Genomic DNA, 17992 nt, shown 5'->3' on the forward strand with positions numbered 1-17992 from the left:
AATCACTTCATCCAGCCCCCCGTCATAGGAGGACGGGCGCCGAAGAAAGCGCAGTTTTTCCTCAAGAGAAATTTCCGGAACGTCAGCCAATGGTCCCCCGGCGCTTATTGTTCAGCGGTCGGCCTCCCAACTCATGCCAGTCTATACCTTCCAGCCTCCGCCGAGGGAGCGGTAAAACGAAACCGCATTGTTCGCCTGCGCGAGCTGCAGCCGGATCAGGTCCTCCTGCGCCGCATAAAGCGAACGCTGATTGACCAGGACGTTGAGATAGCTGTCCACGCCCTCGCGGTAACGCTTCTGCGAAAGCGTATAGGCCGTAGACGAGGATTGGACGAGCCCGAGCTGCGCCTTCTTCTGCCGGTCGTATGTCTCGACACCATCAAGCGCGTCCGAAACTTCCCGGAAGGCCGTCTGGATTGCCTTTTGATAATTCGCGATCTCAATATCCTTGCTGATGGTTGCGACGTCGAGATTGGCCTGGTTGCGCCCGAAATCAAAAATCGGAACGGTGATCGTAGGAACGAAGGACCATGCGGCACTGCCGGCGTCGAACAGTCCGCTGAGGCTCGCGCTTGAGCTGCTTCCCTCGGCGGTGAGCGAAATTCGAGGGAAAAAGGCCGCCCGTGCCGCGCCGATATTGGCATTGGCCGCCAGCAGACTATGCTCCGCCGCCATAATGTCAGGACGCCGCGTCAGCAGGTCCGACGGAAGGCCCACAGGCAGGTCTGTCGTCAAGGCCGAGGTTTCGATCCCCACCGGCACGAGTAGATCAGCCTGCAGCGGCTGACCGACAAGCAGGGTCAGGGCATTGATGTCCTGTTTCACCTGACGGTCATATTGCGCGAGGTTGGCTTCCGCCTGCCGCACCGATGTTTCGGCCTGAGCCACATCGAGCGAGGACGAGGTCTCGTTCGTGAAGCCCGCCTGCACAATTTTCAGCGACTCGCGCTGGCTCGCCAGCGTGTCGACCGTCAGCTGACGGAGTTCCTGATCGGCCTGCAGCGCCAACCAGGCATTGGCCACTTCACCGATGAGGCTGATCTGCGCTGCCTTGCGCGTCTCCGTGCTCGCAAAAAATTGCTCGAGCGCCTGCTCGTTCAGGCTGCGCACACGCCCAAAGAGATCGAGCTCATAGGAGGCGAGTCCGCCGGCCACGTAGGATCGGCTGTTCAATGCCTGTCCCGTGCTGGATAGATCGGCGGGCGTCCGCGCTTTCGACATGGTCGCCTGGCCTGAAATGCTTGGCAACAGGTCGGCGCGCTGGATGCGGTACTGCGCGCGCACCACTTCAACATTGAGGACCGAGACGCGCAGATCCCGATTGTTGGCGAGCGCCAGTTCGATCAGCTGCCTGAGATGCGGCTCGCGATAAAAGACCTGCCAGTCGATATCAGCAGCGGCCTCCCCGCTTTTGCCCGCCGCCGCGCCGGCAAATGTGCCGGCGACGGCGGGGGCCGGGCGCTCAAGGGGGGGGATCATTGAGCAGCCCGTAAGCAGCAGGCTCGTGGTCAGGATAATCAGCTTGTTCGCACTCATAACGTCACCTCCTCGGCTTTCGGCGCCTTAAGGCGTTCGAAGAGCCGGGTAACCAGAACGTAGAAAAGGGGCACAAAGAAAATGGCGAGGAAAGTGGCCGACAACGTGCCGCCCACGACGCCTGTGCCGACGGAATGCTGGCTGCCAGATCCTGCGCCGCTGGACACAGTAAGCGGCAGGACGCCAAGCACAAAGGCGATGGACGTCATGATGATCGGGCGCAGGCGCAGACGCGCGGCCTCAATCGCCGCAGCGATCAAGGGCTTCCCCTGCCGCTCGTGAAGATCCTTGGCAAACTCCACGATCAGAATGGCATTCTTCGCCGACAATCCGATCGTCGTCAGAAGGCCGACCTGGAAGAAGACGTCGTTGGTCAACCCGCGAGCCAATGTTGCGACGACTGCGCCGAAGACACCGAGCGGAATCACCATCAGCACCGAGAATGGAATCGACCAGCTCTCGTATAGCGCCGCTAGGCAAAGAAAGACGATCAGGATCGAGAGCGCATAAAGAGCTGGCGCCTGGGAGCCCGACATCTTTTCCTCGTAGGAAAGACCCGTGGTCGCAATGCTGAAGCCCGGTGGCAATGTCGCCGCGATCCGCTCCACTTCTTTCATGGCGTCGCCCGAGCTATAACCCTGCGCGGGTCCGCCCTGTAACTCGACCGCAGAGGCACCGTTATAGCGCTCGAGCTTGGGCGAGCCGACTTCCCATGTTCCGTTGGCGATGGCGGAGAAGGGAACCATCGCGCCATCCGCATTACGCAGATACCACTTGTTGAAATCCTCGGGCGAGATGCGCGAATCGACATCGCCCTGAAGGAAGACTTTTTTCACGCGGCCCTTGTCGATGAAGTCATTGATATATTCCGAGCCCCAGGCCGCGCTCATCGTTTCATTGACGTCCTCGATGCTGACTTTCAGCGCGCGCGCCTTCTCGTCGTCGACGACGATGCGATATTGCGGCTCATCGTCCATGCCGTTTGGACGCACGCCTGACAGGAGCGGGCTCTGCGACGCCATGCCCAGGAACTGGCCGCGGGCCGCCATCAGTGCGTCGTGCCCCTTCCCCCCGTCATCCTGCAGATAGATATCGAAGCCTTGCGAATTGCCCATCTCGGAAATGGCAGGGGGTACAATCGGAATAACCATTCCATCCTTGATCTGCGAAAAGGCGCCGAACGCGCGGTCGGCCAGGGCGAAGACGGATGTATCCCTGCCCTTGCGCTCCTCCCAGCTCTTCAGATTGACGAAAGCCATGCCGGAATTCTGCCCACGTCCGGCAAAGTTGAAGCCGCGCACCGTGAACACCGACTGAACGATATCGCCCTCGTCCTTCAGCAGGTAATCGCGAACAGAGGTCAGAGCCGCCTCCGTCCGCTCGGCGCTCGCATTGCCGGGCAGCTGCACCTGCACGAATAACTGCCCTTGATCTTCCTGTGGGAGGAACGCTGTCGGTATGCGGACGAAAAGAAGTCCCACGCCAACAACAAGAACTCCATAGACGACGATATAACGCGCCTTGTTGTTCAGGATATTGCCCACGGCGCGTTCATAACGCCTGGTGCTCCGGTCGAAAGTCTTGTTGAACCAGCCGAAAAAACCTTTTTTATGCTCATGATCGACATCGCCGGGCCGAAGAATGGTCGCACAGAGTGCCGGTGTGAAGACGAGTGCCACAAGCACGGAAAGCGACATGGCCGAGATGATCGTGACCGAGAACTGCCGATAGATCACGCCCGTCGAACCAGGGAAGAAGGCCATGGGCAGGAAGACGGCGGATAGAACGAGAGCGATGCCGACGAGCGCGCCCTGAATCTGTCCCATCGACTTACGCGTCGCGTCTTTGGCGCTCAGATTCTCCTCAGTCATCACGCGCTCGACATTCTCGACCACGACAATGGCGTCGTCGACGAGCAGACCGATGGCCAGCACCATGCCGAACATGGTGAGGATGTTGATGCTGAAGCCGAATGCGGCGAGAGCGGCAAATGTTCCGAGCAGGACCACCGGCACAGCAAGTGTCGGGATGAGCGTTGCGCGAAAATTCTGCAGGAAGAGGAACATGACCAAGAAGACGAGGACGATACCTTCGACGAGCGTCTTCACGACCTCCTTCATGGACGCGCTGACGACCGGAGACGTGTCGAGAGGATATTCAACCGTCACGCCCGGCGGCAGTAGAGCCGACTTCTGGGCAATCAGCTCACGCACAGCGGCAACCGTGTCGAGAAGATTGGCGCCCGTCGCGAGGCGGAGCGCCATGCCCGCGGCAGGCTTTCCATTATGCTTGCCCGCGATCGAGAAATCCTGCGAGCCGAGTTCTACCTTGGCGACATCACGAAGACGAACCTGCGAGCCGTTGCTATCGACCTTGAGCAGGATTTCGCGGAACTGCTCAGGCGTGGAGAGGCGCGTCTTGCCGATCACCGCCGCGTTCAACTGCACGCCGTCGCGCGTCGGCAACCCGCCGAGCTGTCCGGAGGAAACCTGAACATTCTGGGCTTGAATGGCCGTGGCGACATCCTGCGGCGTCAGCGAATAGCTGTTGAGCTTCGCCGGATCAAGCCAGATGCGCATCGCATGCGGCGCGCCCATCAGGAGGTAGTCGCCCACGCCCTTTGTGCGCAGGATCGGGTCTTGCAGATTGGAGACGAGAAAGTCGCCAAGTGCCTCGCTGGAGATCTTGCCGTCCTGCGAGACGAGGCTGAGCACCAGCATGAAGTTGATCTGGTACTTCGCGACGCGAATACCCTGCTGCTGCACTTCCTGCGGCAAGAGCGGCGTCGCAAGCTGCAGCTTGTTCTGTACCTGAACCTGGGCAATGTCGGGATTGGTTCCCTGATCGAAGGTGACAATGATCTCCGCACTGCCGTCGGAGTTGCTCGCCGATGACATGTAGCGCAGCCCGTCGAGGCCATTCATCTGCTGCTCTATCACCTGCACAACGGCGTCTTGCACCGTCTGCGCAGAGGCGCCGGGATAGGCGACCGAAATGGAGATCGCAGGTGCGGCGATGTTCGGATATTGGGTGACGGCAAGCGTACGGATCGAAAGGATGCCCGCCAGCATGATGACGATGGCGATGACCCAGGCGAAAATCGGCCGGTTAATGAAGAAATTCGACATGATGACCCCGCTCAGTTGGCGCGCGGGCTGGGCGCCGCGGTCGCGGCATCGCCGAGATCGACCCGCACATTGGAAGCGGGCTTCGCCACGACGGGCACGTTCGGCGGAAGCATCCGAAGCTTTTGCGCGCCCTCGGTGACGACGCTTTCTCCGGGCGCAAGGCCCGCTTCAACAAGCCACGTGTTGCCGATGGTGCGATTGACGACGATCTCGCGCTGCGTCGCCTTCTGGTCCTTGACGACCCAGACGACCGCCTTGCCCGCCGGGTCGCGCGACACGGCCTGCTGCGGCACCAGAACGGCATTGGGCCGCACACCCTCGTCGACACGCACATGGACGAACATGCCGGGCAGCAACAGCCTCTCAGGATTCGGGAAGGCGGCGCGCAGCGTCACCGAGCCGGTGCCCTTATCGACATTGACTTCGCCGAACTTCAGCGTGCCGCGATGCGGATAGGTCGTACCGTCCTCAAGCACGAGTTCGAGCGATGCCTCGCCCTCCTTGCCCGGCGCGAGCTCGCCGCTGGCAAGCTCACGCTTCAGGCGCAGAAGTTCGACCGAGGATTGGGTGACATCGACATAGATGGGATCGAGCTGCGTAACGATGGCGAGATACTGCGCCTGACCATTGGTCACCAGAGCGCCCTCCGTCACCGAGGATCGCCCGATGCGTCCGGCAATCGGCGACTTGACCTTTGTATAGGCGAGATTGACCCGCGCCGTTTCGACATCGGCCGCCGTTTGGCGATAGGTCGAAAGCGCGTCGTCATATTGCTGCCGGCTGACGGCCTTGTCGGCCAGGAGCCGTGCATAGCGGTCAGCAAGAAGTTTTGCCGAGGCCATGGCCGCGTCAGCCTTCTTGTAGGCCGACTGGTAGAGCGCGTCGTCGATCTGGTAGAGCTGCTGACCCTCTTCGACCTCGGCGCCCTCGGTGAAGAGGCGGCGCTGGATGATGCCCGTTACCTGAGGCCTGACCTCCGCCACGCGCTGTGCGCTGACACGGCCCGGCAGCGTCGAGCGGATGTTCACCGGCTGCGCGGAAAGCTCGACTGCCCCCACCTCGACCGGGGCGCCATGATTTGCCTGTGCCCCCTCGTCGCCGCATCCGGCCAATGACAAAGAGGCGACGAGCGCGAGAAGCGCACTACCGCGGAAAAGAGCTCTGGCACGCATGTAACTGATCCTTCAATCCGCCCGGCATTGCCGAACATCGACAGCCGGACCCGGCATCTGAACGCCATGGACCGGTCATATTTAAGTACCGCTTGGTTTCCTTTTGTATTAGAAAACCATCCGGTACCCTTTTGTCAAGCGCGATTTACCGCTAAGCAGGCGTCGGAGGACCGATCTGATGACCAACGAAGAAAAACGGGGACCGGGCCGGCCGCGCGTCCTGACCCACGAGGAGCGCAAGGCGCGGATTCTCGACGCGGCGGAGGCGCTGTTTGTCCGCCAGGGCTATGCCGCGACCAGCATGGGCGACGTTGCCCGGGCAAGCTCGATGTCCAAGAAAACCGTCTACGACATGTTCGAGACGAAAGAAGCGCTGTTTTCAGCGCTGGTGCTTTCGCGCAATGAATTCGAGCCGCGGCTTCTGGAGTGCGACACGGCCGGAAAGACGGCGCGAGAAGGCTTGCAGATGATTTTGCAAAAGAGCGCCGAACTCGTCCTCGCCCCGCATCAGATCGCCCTCACCCGTCTTGTCATTGCGGAGACCGCAAAGGCTCCGGAGCTTGCCGACCAGTTTTACAAGCAAGGCATCGACAGAGCCGAGCAAGCGCTCGCGAGCCAGTTCGAACGCCTCTGCAAGCAGCACGATCTGCGCGTCGACGACCCAAAGGAAATGGTGAACTTTTTCTTCGGCGCCATTCTCTGCGACGAGCTTATGGATGGCCTGATGCGTCGTCCCCGTGTCAGTAACAAGCGCCCTCTGTCCAAACAGATCAGCCGCCTGCTCGATATCTTCGGTCCCGCAATCGGACTGGACGACGGCGCGCGCTCATAACTCGCGATCGCATTTGCGCGCACCGCCGATGTTGCAGCCTCATGTCCCACTCCGGAACGGTTTTTGCTGTGCGACGACGCTCTCCAATACGGACGCAATACTTCCAACGTCTCTCAACATGAAACAGAAGGCCAGGGTTTTGCGTTGTCCGCAAGACTCATGGGTGCAATGTTCTTGATCAGGCGTCGGCCCGCATTGCGCCAACCATCGCAGTGCTGCGTCCTCCTCTGTCTACGGAGAAGACACAACGACGATGAATGAACCGGGAGCCTCACCGGCAGGGAAATCAAATCCAGCCAACGACGCGAAGTTGGCGGCCCGGCGCACGTCTACCCTTCCCGCCTGGCTCGTGCTTTTCGCAGGCGTTCTCATAACAATCGTCCTGTCCGTCAATCAAAAGCAGGGCATCGACGACGTCGCGAGACGGCAATTTGCCTTCACCGCCGATCAGGTCACGCTCAAGATTCACGAACGTCTTGAATCCTATGAACTGATCCTTCGCTGTGCTTCTGGCCTCTTCGCCGACTCTGATGGCGTCAGCCGCAGTGAGTGGAAGCAGTTCGTAGACAAGATACAGGCGGATAAAATCGTTCCCGGCATTCAAGGTATCGGTTTTTCGGCACTCATTCAGCCGAGTGAGCTGCCCGCTCATATAGCAGCGATACGCGCGGAAGGCTTCCCAAACTACACGCCGTATCCGCCGGGCAACCGCCCTGTCTATACGAGCATCATCTACCTGGAGCCGTTCCGAGGGCGCAATCTGCGCGCCTTCGGCTTCGACATGTATTCCGAGCCGGTGCGGCGCGCCGCTATGGAGCGCGCACGGGACACCGGCAAAGCCGCCCTGTCCGGCCCGGTAAGACTGGTGCAGGAAACCGAGTCCGATGTTCAAACCGGTACCTTGATGTATGTCCCGGTCTACCGCAACGGAATGCCTGTCGAAACGGTGGAACAAAGGCGAGAGGCCCTGATCGGCTGGACGTATAGCCCCTACCGTACGAAAGATCTCATGTCCGGCATCCTTCAGGATTGGGAGGGCAAAGAGGGGAAGTATGTCGATCTGCGTATCTACGAGGATACAGAGGCCAAACCGGCGCATCTGCTCTATCAGAGCACGAACGAAAGCAATGCTCTCCAACCCTCCAGCTTCCACCAACAACGCATCATAGATTTTCATGGCCAATCATGGTTGCTGAGTTTCGAACGTCTTACGACCGCCCCAGAGCTTAGCTACACCCCCGCGTGGACCAGCCTGTTCGGTGGCATCGCCTTCAGCGGCCTTCTCTTCGCATTGATGCGATCCCTGCTTGGTACGCGGGAAAAGGCCGAGATCATCGCCGCGCAACTCACCGTCGACTCCCGGCGCAAGGAGCAATTGCTTAGGGAAAGCGAATATCGCTGGAAATTCGCCATCGAGGGCGCCGGCGACGGTATCTGGGACTGGAATGTTGCCGAAGGCAAAGTGTTCTACTCGAAGCGCTATAAGGAAATGCTCGGCTACGAAGACAGCGACATAGGCGACACCCCTGACGAGTGGAGAAGCCGCGTTCATCCCGATGACCGCGAGGCAACCGATGCGGCGTTGCGGGCACACTTCGAGGGGAGGACTCCGATCTACGCCAGCGAACGGCGCATGCGTTGCAAGGACGGAACCTACAAATGGACGCTCATCCGCGGTACGGTGGTCAGCCGCGACGCCGACGGAAAACCGTTGCGATTTATTGGTACACAGAAGGATATTTCAGCCACCAAAGAATTGCAGGCATCGTTGGAGGAAAATCGCAGGGAACTTCTCGCTGCGCTACGTATTGGCCATGCCGGTAGCTGGCGGATCGACCTACCGTCGAACAAGGTGACCTGGACCGATGAAGTTGGCCGCATGCTCAGGCTTGCTCCCGGCCTGGTCTCACTGGACCTGAGCGAGCTAGGCCGCCTGTTCACGGCCGAGAGCTACAACCGGATGATGAGCGCCATCGCCGATTTGCGAGAGAAAGGGGTGTCCTACGAGGTCGAACTTGAAATGCTGCGCACCGATGGGACGCATGGATGGATGCAGGTGCAAGGAGAACCCATTCGCACCGAAGATGGCAAGATCATCGCCATACAGGGCATCGCTCGCGACATCAGCGAGCAGGTACAGGATCGCAATCGCATATCGCATCTGACGCTGCTCTATGCAGCGTTGAGTGAATGCAATCGAGCCGTCATCCATTGCAGCACACAGGAACAGCTTTTCTCCCAGATTTGCCACATCGCTATTGAACGCGGCGGTATGAACATGTGCTGGATCGGCCTGATCGATGAAGAGACGGGCAAGATTCAGCCGGTAGAGGCTTATGGCGTCGGCGAGGGCTATATGGACTATGTACGAGCCATCAACGCGTCGACTCACCCCGACGATCCGCGCAGCATGGGACCTACCGGAACAGCTGCCCGCGAAAACAGGCCGATCTGGATCGACGATTTTTTGATCAATCCGCATACCGAGCCGTGGCAGGCTCTTGCCGCTCGCTTCGGCTTTAATGCTTCTGCGGCATTGCCTCTCTCCCGCACCGGACGGGTTATTGGAGTACTGACTTTCTATTCGACCGAAGGCGGCTGGTTTAATGACGAAATGCGCAAGCTGCTTGAGGAGATGGCGGAAAGCATCAGCTACGCGCTGGACAAGCTCGATGCAGAGGCCGAATCGAAGACCTATCAGGAAACCCTTATTGAGGCTGAACAGCGCTTCAATGCACTCGTAGAGCAGTCGATTATCGGATCGTATATCTTTCAGGATGGAAAGGTGGTCTACGCCAATCCGCGCCTCGCCCAGATACTTGGATATGAGAATAACGAAGAGCTTATCGGTCTCTCAGCTTCTGTCTTCGTGCATCCAAAAGACAGGGAGGCCTCGGCTGCGAGATTGCGTCGTATGGGCGACGGCGAGATTACGAAAACCGAGGGCCTGTTCACCGCGCTCCGCAAGGACGGAACCACAGTGGAGGTCGCAACCAACAACGCGGTCTCTACCTACAAATCACGGCCCGCCATCATCGGCTTGCTGCAGGACACATCGGATCGAAAGGTCGCCGACGACCAGATCAGACGCTATGCCCAGCAACTCGAACACACCTTTATGCAGGCCGTTCAGCTAACCACGACGCTGAACGAAATGCGCGATCCCTACACGGTCGGTCATGAGCGGCGCGTGGCGGAAATCTCCGTCGCCATCGGCAGAGAGATGGGGCTCGATGAAAATACTATCGAGGGCTTGCGAGTCGGCGGTTATCTCCACGATGTCGGCAAGATCGTGGTGCCATCCGAAATTCTCACCAAACCCGGCAGGCTCAGCCCGAATGAAATAGCCCTCATTCGGGAACATGCGCAGGCCGGATACGACGTGCTGAAGGAAGTCGATTTTCCGTGGCCGGTTGCACAGATCGCCCTTCAACACCACGAACGGATTGATGGCAGCGGTTATCCGAACGGATTGAGCGGAAACCAGATGATCCTCGAAGCGCGCATTACCGCGATCGCCGATGTCGTCGACGCAATGACCACCCATCGGCCTTACAGACCCGGCCTTGGCCTCGACAAGGCGCTGGAAGAAATCGAGCAGGGTACCGGCAAGCTTTACGATTCAGAGGCCGCCGCCGCCTGCCTGCGGCTTTTCCGCGAAAAGGGCTTTACCGTCGAACACCCGTCCTGACGCCGCGCGCATCAGGCGCCCCGCGGCGCCTGATGCTTTGCGTTTGCGTCAGATGACGATGACACCGTTCGCAGGCGGCTCCTGATAGAGCTTGTCCACCAGACCCGCACGACGGTCGAGCGTCGCGCGCTGGTTGATATAGCCCTTGTCGGTCAGCTCGTTGCCGTCCACCGACGGCGGCTCCGTCATCAGAATGACGCGGCGGATCTGTGTGCTCGATCCCTTGTTGTTGGCATTATGTGCCCGGAGCCCTTCGACGATGGTCGCCACGACTCTCGGGTCAGAAACCAGTTCATCGACCGAAGCCCCTGGCTTACCAGCGACCTGCCGACACGCTTCGACATTGGGCCAGGCGAGCAAACCGATGAACGGCTTGTCCTGACCGGTCACGACCGCGTCCTGAATGACGGGCGAGGCCGCCGCAATCGCCGCGACGCGCAGCGAGCCCACATGGACGAAAGTACCGGAATCGAGCTTGAAATCCTCGACCACGCGGCCCGAGAAAATCAGCCCCTCCTCGGGCCGGGTCGGATCGACGAAGATGCCTGCATCGCCGATCTTGTAGAAGCCCTCCTCGTCGAAGGCACCCTCGGTCAGATCGGGCCGCTTGTAATAACCCGGCGTCACCGTCACACCGCGCAGGCGCAGCTCGTACTTGTCGCCGGTCGGGATCAGCTTCAGTTCGATGCCGGGAAACGGCAGGCCGATCAAACCGACGCGCTCCGTCTCCCAGTAGGTCGAGGTCGCCGTCGGCGCCGTCTCGGTCGAGCCCCAGCCGGTGAAGAACACGAGCCGGTGGCCGGTGTGGCGCACGGCAAGACTCTGCATGCGGTGATAGAGATCATCGGACAGCGTCGCGCCGCCATAGCCAAGCACTTCGACATTCTTGAAGAATAACGCGGCCAGCGCGTCATCCTGCTCAAGCGCCGTGGCGAGCGCCGCATAGCCCGCAGGCACGTTCGCGTAATAGGTCGGCGAAACCTCGCGCAGGTTCCGCAGGGTCTCCTCGAAGAGGCCCGGCACAGGCCGCCCATCATCGATGTAAAGCGTTCCGCCGTCGGCGAGCAGACCATGTAAGCCCGCATTGCCGCCCATGGTGTGGTTCCAGGGCAGCCAGTCGAGAACGATCGGCACAATGGCGTCCTCGTCGCGCGGGCGGGACTGTTGAGCCATGGCGACATTCGCCGTCATCATCTCCTGCGTGTTGATGACGGCCTTTGGCATACCGGTCGAACCGGACGTAAAAAGAAGCTTGCCGATGGTGGAGGGTTCGATCGCCTCGACGGATTTCTCGACATCGCCCATCACCGGCGTCTTCGCCAGATCGTGGAAGGAGACGCTCGGCACATTGGACGGCGCGTCATCGACATGAACGACGGTGACGCCGGAAAGGTCTAGCGCCTGGAGCGCCCGCTCGAAGGGCTTGCCGCTCTGGACCATGACGACGCCCGGGCGCAGCAAGTCGAAAACATATTTGAGTTTCGCCTGATCCTCGCTCATGAGCGAATAGGCGGGCGACACCGGCGCCGCCGGCAACCGCGCCTGCATGGCAGCCATGGTCATCATGGCGTGCTCGAGCGAATTGCCGCTCAAAATCATGACCGAGCTGTCCACCCCCAGGTCGAGATCGAGAAGCGCCTGAGTCAGCGCGTCGACAGTCGCGCGCGCCTCGCCATAGCTCAACCGCCGCCAGTCCCGCGCCTCGCCGCGACGCTGCGCCAGCCAAGTGCGGTCAGGCTCCGCTTCGCTCCAATAACGGAAGAACGCCGGAATGTGCTTTTCGTAGGGTTTCAGTGGAATGCGCGAGCGCATGATCATCGAGCCGTCGCCCCGCCGCTCCAGCTCAATGTCACGCTCGAGGAATTTCACCGGTTTGAACGGCTCTTTTACGTAGGTGGTCATGACTTTGTTCCGTTTCTTTTCGACTCCCTGAGCCGGGAAAACTAAACGGAAAAAGCGCGCGTGACCATCGCTCCGCGGGGCAGCCATCTAAATGGCATCCGTCATACGGCACTGCACAAAATTTGAAGCCGGACGCCTACTGCCTGAAGCATGGCGTCCGGCGGATCGACAGCCTGTGTCTCTCGCGCCGAGCGTCGGTGCCTCGCTCGACTTCATGAACATCAATTTAAGGGTAGCTATGCAAGCAGGCGAGCGCGGTGCCCACAAAATTGCACCGTCCACTGAACATTTACAGATTCAAGTTTCAATATGGAACCATGGCGCAGCAGCGCTCGCCCGTTAGAATTCGTGCAACCTCAGATCGCGGCGGTGACCTGAACTTCGGCCCTCCATTCCGGCTTCACCAGCGGCGACTGAACGCAGGCGCGCGCCGGCAGGTTCTGCGGATCGACCCAGGCATCCCATACCTCGTTGAAGACGGCATAGTCGCCCATGTCGGCAAGCCAGATCTGCACGAAGATGAGCTTCGACTTGTCGGTGCCGGCCTCGGCCAGAAGCGCGTCGATCTGGCTGAGGATCTGCTGCGCCTGCCCGCGGATCGATGCAGAGGCATCCTCCGCAACCTGCCCCGCCAGAAACACGCGATCGCCATGCACGACCGCCTCGCTCAACCGCTTGCCAACGCCCAATCGACGGATTGCCATCGCCTACTCCTTGAAAAATCGCCATTCGCCGCGCCCTGCGGCGCGATTTGATACCAGCGTCCAATGGCCCCAGCAAACGAAAAGGCGGCCCCATAAGGGCCGCCTTTCGCGACAGCGCAAAGGCTATCGTTTACCGATCGACGCTACGCGCGAGACCGAACGAAAGCGATCAGATCGCTTCCTTCAGGTCCTTCGCAACGCGGAAGGCGACTTTCTTGGACGCCTTGATCTTGATCTGCTCGCCCGTGGCCGGATTGCGGCCGATACGCGCGGCGCGCTTGCGGACCTGAAGGATACCGAGGCCAGTGATACGGACCTTGTTGCCCTTCTTCAGGTTCTTCACGGTGAGCTCGACGAAATCGTCGAACAAGGCAGCCGCTGCCTTCTTCGACAGATCGTGCTTTTCCGCAAGTTCCGCGATGATCTTCGAAAGCGGAATGGTGACCTGAGCCGTCGCGGACTTGGCTGCCTTGGCGGCCGGTGCCTTGGCGGCGGGCTTGGCTGCGGTTTTAGCCGCGGGTTTAGCTGCTGCTTTTGTTGCCATGATTTGTGATTCGTCCTTGGTGGAACCTGCAGCTATCTTTCACAAGTTTCAGAGAAACGCCAAGAGTTTGCTGCGCCCCAACGCTTTTTTCGTCCCGCCTGCCGCGTTTATGCACAGATTTCGACACGAAAGGCACAAAAAAGCCCGTCAGCATTGGACATATTGCACCTGCGTACCTACCTTCATCGGACATCGACATTCAAAAAAGCGCCCTTCTCATGAGCCTCAAAGCAGCGATTCTCCCCGTCACGCCCTTCCAGCAGAACTGCACCTTGCTGTGGAACGACGACACCATGCATGGCGCGGTAAGCGATCCGGGCGGAGACCTTGACCGCATCCTGCACACGGTCGAAGAGGCCGGGATCACGCTCGACAAGATCCTCCTGACCCACGGGCACCTCGATCACGCGGCGGCGGCTGGAGATCTGGCGCGCAAGCTGAACATTCCCATTGAAGGTCCGCACCGGGCCGATCTCTTCCTGATCGAGGCGCTGCCGGAGCAGGCGCGCAAATATGGCTTCCCCGAATGTGGCGCCTTCCTGCCCGACCGTTGGCTGGAAAATGGCGACAAGGTCGACGTCGCAGGCCTCTCCTTCGACGTGATCCACTGCCCCGGCCATACGCCCGGCCATATCGTCTTCTTCCATGCACCGTCGCGTCTCGCCATCGTCGGCGATGTGCTGTTTCAAGGCTCGGTCGGACGCACGGACCTTCCGCAGGGTGATTACAACGCCCTCGTCTCTTCCATTCGTGAACGCCTCTGGCCTCTTGGTGACGATGTCACGTTCGTGCCAGGCCACGGGCCGCTGTCCACCTTCGGCGCGGAGCGTCGCACCAATCCTTTCGTCGCCGACGACATGTTCGCCTGACCTTTGCAGCGGAGTCCCAATTGAGCGCAGTTCCTTCCGATCTCGGCCACATAGAGGCCCTCCTCTCGATCATGGCGAAGCTGCGCAACCCGGATGGCGGTTGCCCCTGGGACCTCGAACAGAATTTTGCGACCATCGCGCCCTATACGATCGAAGAGGCATATGAAGTCGCCGACGCGATCGAGCGCGGGGACATGGCCGACCTGCGCGATGAACTTGGCGACCTCCTGTTGCAGGTCGCCTTCCACGCCCAGATGGCGAACGAGGTTGGGACCTTTGCCTTTGAGGATGTGGTCCGCGCGATCTGCGAAAAAATGATCCGCCGTCACCCACATGTGTTCGGAGATGAGACTGCGGGCTCCGCCGGCGCCGTTAAAGGCCGTTGGGACGACATCAAGGACGAGGAAAAGGCGGCCAAGGGCAAGCCCGCGACTGAAAGCATTCTCGAAGATGTGCCCTTTGCCCTGCCGGCCCTGACCCGCGCGGTCAAGTTGCAGAACCGCGCGGCCCGCGTCGGCTTCGATTGGCCGAGCACCGTCGAAGTTCTCGACAAGCTCAATGAAGAAATGCTCGAGCTTTCCGAGGAACTGACGAAGGGTGGCGATCCCGACCGCCTCGAAGATGAGTTTGGCGACTTATTGTTCGTCTACGCCAATCTCGCGCGGCACATGAAAATCGATCCGGAGGCAGCATTACGCCGCGCCAACGCGAAGTTTTCCCGCCGCTTCAAGCATATCGAAGAGCGCCTTTTGGCGTCAGGCCGCCGCCCGGAAGAGTCGACGTTGCAAGAAATGGATGCTCTGTGGACAGAAGCCAAGCTTATCGAGCGTGAAGCAAAGTAAACTAAAGCATTCATTACCCGAGTTATCTGCTCTGATTTTGGCGTGATTTGGGCTGTTACTCCAAGTAACATGCCAACATGTCCATCCGTAGACGCATTTGGCTGTTCGAAGGCGCTGTACTCACAGTGCTCGCATTGTTTTTCGGCGCACTGTTTTGGGCGTTCCTGAGCTACCAACAACTCATCGATGAAAATCGCGACGCCATTGGCCTGATGATCGAGTCCCAGCAAGTCATGCTGGCCCTCAAGGACACCGAAACCGCGCGCACAGTCTTTTTCGAGAAGCCCGATTCCAGGTCCCTTTCTGCCTATGACGACGCGCGCGGCAATCTCCTCGATACAATCGCGCACATCGAGGCTTATGCCCCTGGAGACCGTGACAACTCGGAGGAAGGCAAAACCATCGGCATGATCGCGGCCGGACGTCTTGCGCGGATGGATAAAGATGTCGAGTTCACCAAGGCACATCGCCCGTCCCGGCAGATGGCTGAAATAGCCACCAAGATGCATGCTATCGACAGGCTGCAGACCGAAACTGCGATCGGCGCCCTGGTTGCAAATCACCAGATTCATACCGATCAAATATGGACCCTTCTCGACCGCGCAGGACATTGGGTTTTGAACTTCATCGTCTTGGGCGGTGCTTTCATTATCCTGACATCCCTCATCGCAATCGTCGTCTCGATGCGGTACGTGATGCGCCCGATCCTCGCCCTGGCCACCGGGCTTGATACAATCAGCCAGAACGAAAGCCCGAAAGAGATAGCGGTCCCCGAGGGTGACGAACTCGGGCTCGTCGCGGGCGCCTTCAATCGTCTCACGGGGCACCTGCGTGACGCGGAGGCAAGGCGCGAGGCGACCGAAGAGAAATTGACTCGAGCCAACAAGGAATTGGTGGCGAGAAACGCCGAAGTTATCGCGCGCACCCGATCAATCGATCTGCTTGGCCGCGTGGCATATCGGCTTCCCGGATGCTCGAACATCAAGGAATTTTCTTCTCTGGTGGAAAGCTTCGTTCCACAGCTTTTTCCCAATATCCCCGGCGCTCTTTATGTTTTTTCGGACTCACGAACTGTGCTCACCGAGGTTGCGCAATGGGGCGAGCCCAAGGGAGACACGGCGGAATTCAGCCCCGAAAATTGCTGGGGCCTGCGACGCGGACAGGCCCACGAGATCGATAATGTCGCAGCGGATGTGGTTTGCGATCATGTCAGGCGCGACGCCGTCCTCGGCTACCGTTGCCTCCCGCTCGTCGCACAAAGCGAGACGGTTGGCCTGCTCTACCTCGAACGGACGAATGAAAGCGTCCCCTGGGCAATCGAGGCTCAGGATCTTCGGGTGCTGTCCGAGACAATAGCGCTTGCGCTGGTGAATCTGCGCCTGCGGGAAAGCTTGCGCGAGCAGTCCATCCGCGATCCGCTTACCGGGCTCTTCAATCGCCGCTTCCTGCAGGAAGCTCTGGAACTTTTGCAAGCGCGCGTCGACCGCACCGATCTTTCGATCGGGGCGATCATGATCGACATCGACCATTTCAAGGATTTCAACGACGAATATGGTCACGACGCCGGCGATGTGGTGCTGAAAAATCTCTCCGACCTGATGCGCCGTCACGTCCGTGCAAGCGATATTATCTGCCGGTTCGGGGGTGAGGAGTTCCTCGTTGTCATGCCCGGCGCGACGTTGGCACGGGCGGCGGAATGCGCAGAAGACCTGCGGAAGTCAGCTGCCGAAATGCAGATCATCCATAATGGGATTACTCTCAAGCAAATCACGATTTCGCTCGGCGTCGCGCTTATCCCCGACCACGCCTCCGACGTGAAGGATCTGCTCGACGCGGCCGATCAGGCTCTTTACGTGGCAAAGAATGGCGGCCGCAACCGCATCGAGACAGGTGTGCCTGTACCCAATCGACCGCACGCGACGAACCTTCTGGAGATGCCCGCGCCGGAAGCGGAAACAACCGATGGTGCCGCGTCCACCTCCCTCTTTGGACGTTGATCAGCGCCTTCGGGCGACGTCTGCAACGAGGTGCCAGCTATGCTCGTCACGCGCCACGAGATGCGGCCCGGCGAGCTTACGCGGCGCGTAATCGGCACCGCTTGCCATGTCGCGCACCACACCGCCCGCCTCGCGCACGATCAGCGATCCGGGCACATGGTCCCACGGCATCATCCGGTGATAGGTCACGATGTCCTTGAGCCCCCGCGCGACGGCCGTGTAGTCGACGGCGGAACAAAGATCGTTTGCCTCCCGCCCGACACAGCCAACAAGGCTCTCGACGCGCTCGCGCCATTCATCCGGCATGAAGCGCGTATTGAAAGCCCCTACGATTTCGCGCAGATCGTCAGGCCCATGACCGGCGTCGAGCCTCGCCGTCCCACCCCCCGAATGCCACCATGCGCCGCCGCCGCGCCCTGCCACGGCCAGATCGCCCGAGACCGGCAGATATATCCATGCCTGCTCGGTCACGCCGCTTCTGACCAGCGCCACCATCACGCCGAACGTCTCACGGCCCGCAATGAAGTTGCTCGTCCCATCCACCGGATCGACGGTCCAGACCGGCGCGTCGCTCTCGATGAGCCTGAGGCGCGATGGATCGGCGGCGACCGCCTCCTCGCCCAGTACATGCGAACCCGCCACCAGCGCCTCAAGCCGGGGCGTGAGCCACAGCTCGGCCTCACGGTCGGCAATGGTCAGATATCGTTGAAAAACTCAGCCCAATAACTATTCATTGAGCTGTTTCAGCGGCTCTCCGGTGATGAGGATCGGTTAT

At 60.0% G+C, this 17992-nt stretch carries 12 protein-coding genes; 5 read left to right on the forward strand and 7 right to left on the reverse strand.

The window, feature by feature from the left end:
- Window positions 1–141 precede the first annotated feature (141 nt).
- Genes F2P47_RS11730 through F2P47_RS11740 form a run of 3 tightly spaced genes read right to left on the reverse strand, consistent with a single transcriptional unit; the run spans window position 142 to window position 5836 of the window.
- Window positions 142–1536 (reverse strand): efflux transporter outer membrane subunit, encoded by a 1395-nt coding sequence (locus F2P47_RS11730; protein WP_152216543.1) that lies wholly within the window; start codon window positions 1534–1536, stop codon window positions 142–144.
- Window positions 1533–4664: an efflux RND transporter permease subunit gene (locus tag F2P47_RS11735; protein WP_152216544.1), complete on the reverse strand. Its 3132-nt coding sequence runs from the start codon at window positions 4662–4664 to the stop codon at window positions 1533–1535. The genes F2P47_RS11730 and F2P47_RS11735 overlap by 4 nt, the downstream gene beginning before the upstream one ends.
- Window positions 4665–4675: 11 nt before the next feature.
- Window positions 4676–5836, reverse strand: a complete 1161-nt coding sequence (locus F2P47_RS11740) for an efflux RND transporter periplasmic adaptor subunit (RefSeq protein WP_152216545.1) — start codon at window positions 5834–5836, stop codon at window positions 4676–4678.
- A 178-nt stretch (window positions 5837–6014) separates the two neighbouring features.
- Between F2P47_RS11740 and F2P47_RS11745 the strand changes: the two genes are divergently transcribed.
- The gene (locus tag F2P47_RS11745; protein WP_152216546.1) at window positions 6015–6668 is read left to right on the forward strand and encodes a TetR/AcrR family transcriptional regulator; all 654 of its coding nucleotides are present in this window, start codon (window positions 6015–6017) and stop codon (window positions 6666–6668) included.
- A gap of 253 nt (window positions 6669–6921) precedes the next feature.
- The gene (locus tag F2P47_RS11750; RefSeq protein ID WP_152216547.1) at window positions 6922–10359 is read left to right on the forward strand and encodes a CHASE domain-containing protein; all 3438 of its coding nucleotides are present in this window, start codon (window positions 6922–6924) and stop codon (window positions 10357–10359) included.
- Window positions 10360–10407: 48 nt separating this feature from the next.
- Here F2P47_RS11750 and F2P47_RS11755 read toward each other — a convergent pair whose 3' ends face one another.
- The 3 genes from F2P47_RS11755 to F2P47_RS11765 form a co-directional block, all read right to left on the reverse strand.
- Window positions 10408–12261: an AMP-binding protein gene (locus tag F2P47_RS11755; protein ID WP_152216548.1), complete on the reverse strand. Its 1854-nt coding sequence runs from the start codon at window positions 12259–12261 to the stop codon at window positions 10408–10410.
- A gap of 356 nt (window positions 12262–12617) precedes the next feature.
- Window positions 12618–12965 carry a RidA family protein gene (locus tag F2P47_RS11760; protein ID WP_152216549.1) on the reverse strand — a complete coding sequence of 116 codons (348 nt, stop codon included), beginning with the start codon at window positions 12963–12965 and terminating at the stop codon, window positions 12618–12620.
- A 169-nt stretch (window positions 12966–13134) separates the two neighbouring features.
- Complete coding sequence (locus F2P47_RS11765; RefSeq protein WP_152216550.1) at window positions 13135–13509, reverse strand: HU family DNA-binding protein; 375 nt, start codon at window positions 13507–13509, stop codon at window positions 13135–13137.
- A 218-nt stretch (window positions 13510–13727) separates the two neighbouring features.
- Between F2P47_RS11765 and F2P47_RS11770 the strand changes: the two genes are divergently transcribed.
- The 3 genes from F2P47_RS11770 to F2P47_RS11780 all read left to right on the forward strand — a co-directional run bounded on the left by F2P47_RS11770 (window position 13728) and on the right by F2P47_RS11780 (window position 17217).
- Window positions 13728–14378 (forward strand): MBL fold metallo-hydrolase, encoded by a 651-nt coding sequence (locus F2P47_RS11770; RefSeq protein WP_152216551.1) that lies wholly within the window; start codon window positions 13728–13730, stop codon window positions 14376–14378.
- A gap of 20 nt (window positions 14379–14398) precedes the next feature.
- Window positions 14399–15220 carry a nucleoside triphosphate pyrophosphohydrolase gene (gene mazG / locus F2P47_RS11775; RefSeq protein ID WP_281349286.1) on the forward strand — a complete coding sequence of 274 codons (822 nt, stop codon included), beginning with the start codon at window positions 14399–14401 and terminating at the stop codon, window positions 15218–15220.
- Window positions 15221–15297: 77 nt separating this feature from the next.
- Window positions 15298–17217, forward strand: coding sequence for a sensor domain-containing diguanylate cyclase (locus tag F2P47_RS11780; RefSeq protein WP_152216552.1), 1920 nt, complete (start codon window positions 15298–15300; stop codon window positions 17215–17217).
- Here the strand turns inward: F2P47_RS11780 and F2P47_RS11785 are convergent, their stop codons facing one another.
- Window positions 17218–17916, reverse strand: coding sequence for an inositol monophosphatase family protein (locus tag F2P47_RS11785; RefSeq protein WP_343032307.1), 699 nt, complete (start codon window positions 17914–17916; stop codon window positions 17218–17220).
- Window positions 17917–17992 lie beyond the last annotated feature (76 nt).

The organism is Parvibaculum sedimenti (assembly GCF_009184905.1).
Classification (GTDB): domain Bacteria; phylum Pseudomonadota; class Alphaproteobacteria; order Parvibaculales; family Parvibaculaceae; genus Parvibaculum; species Parvibaculum sedimenti.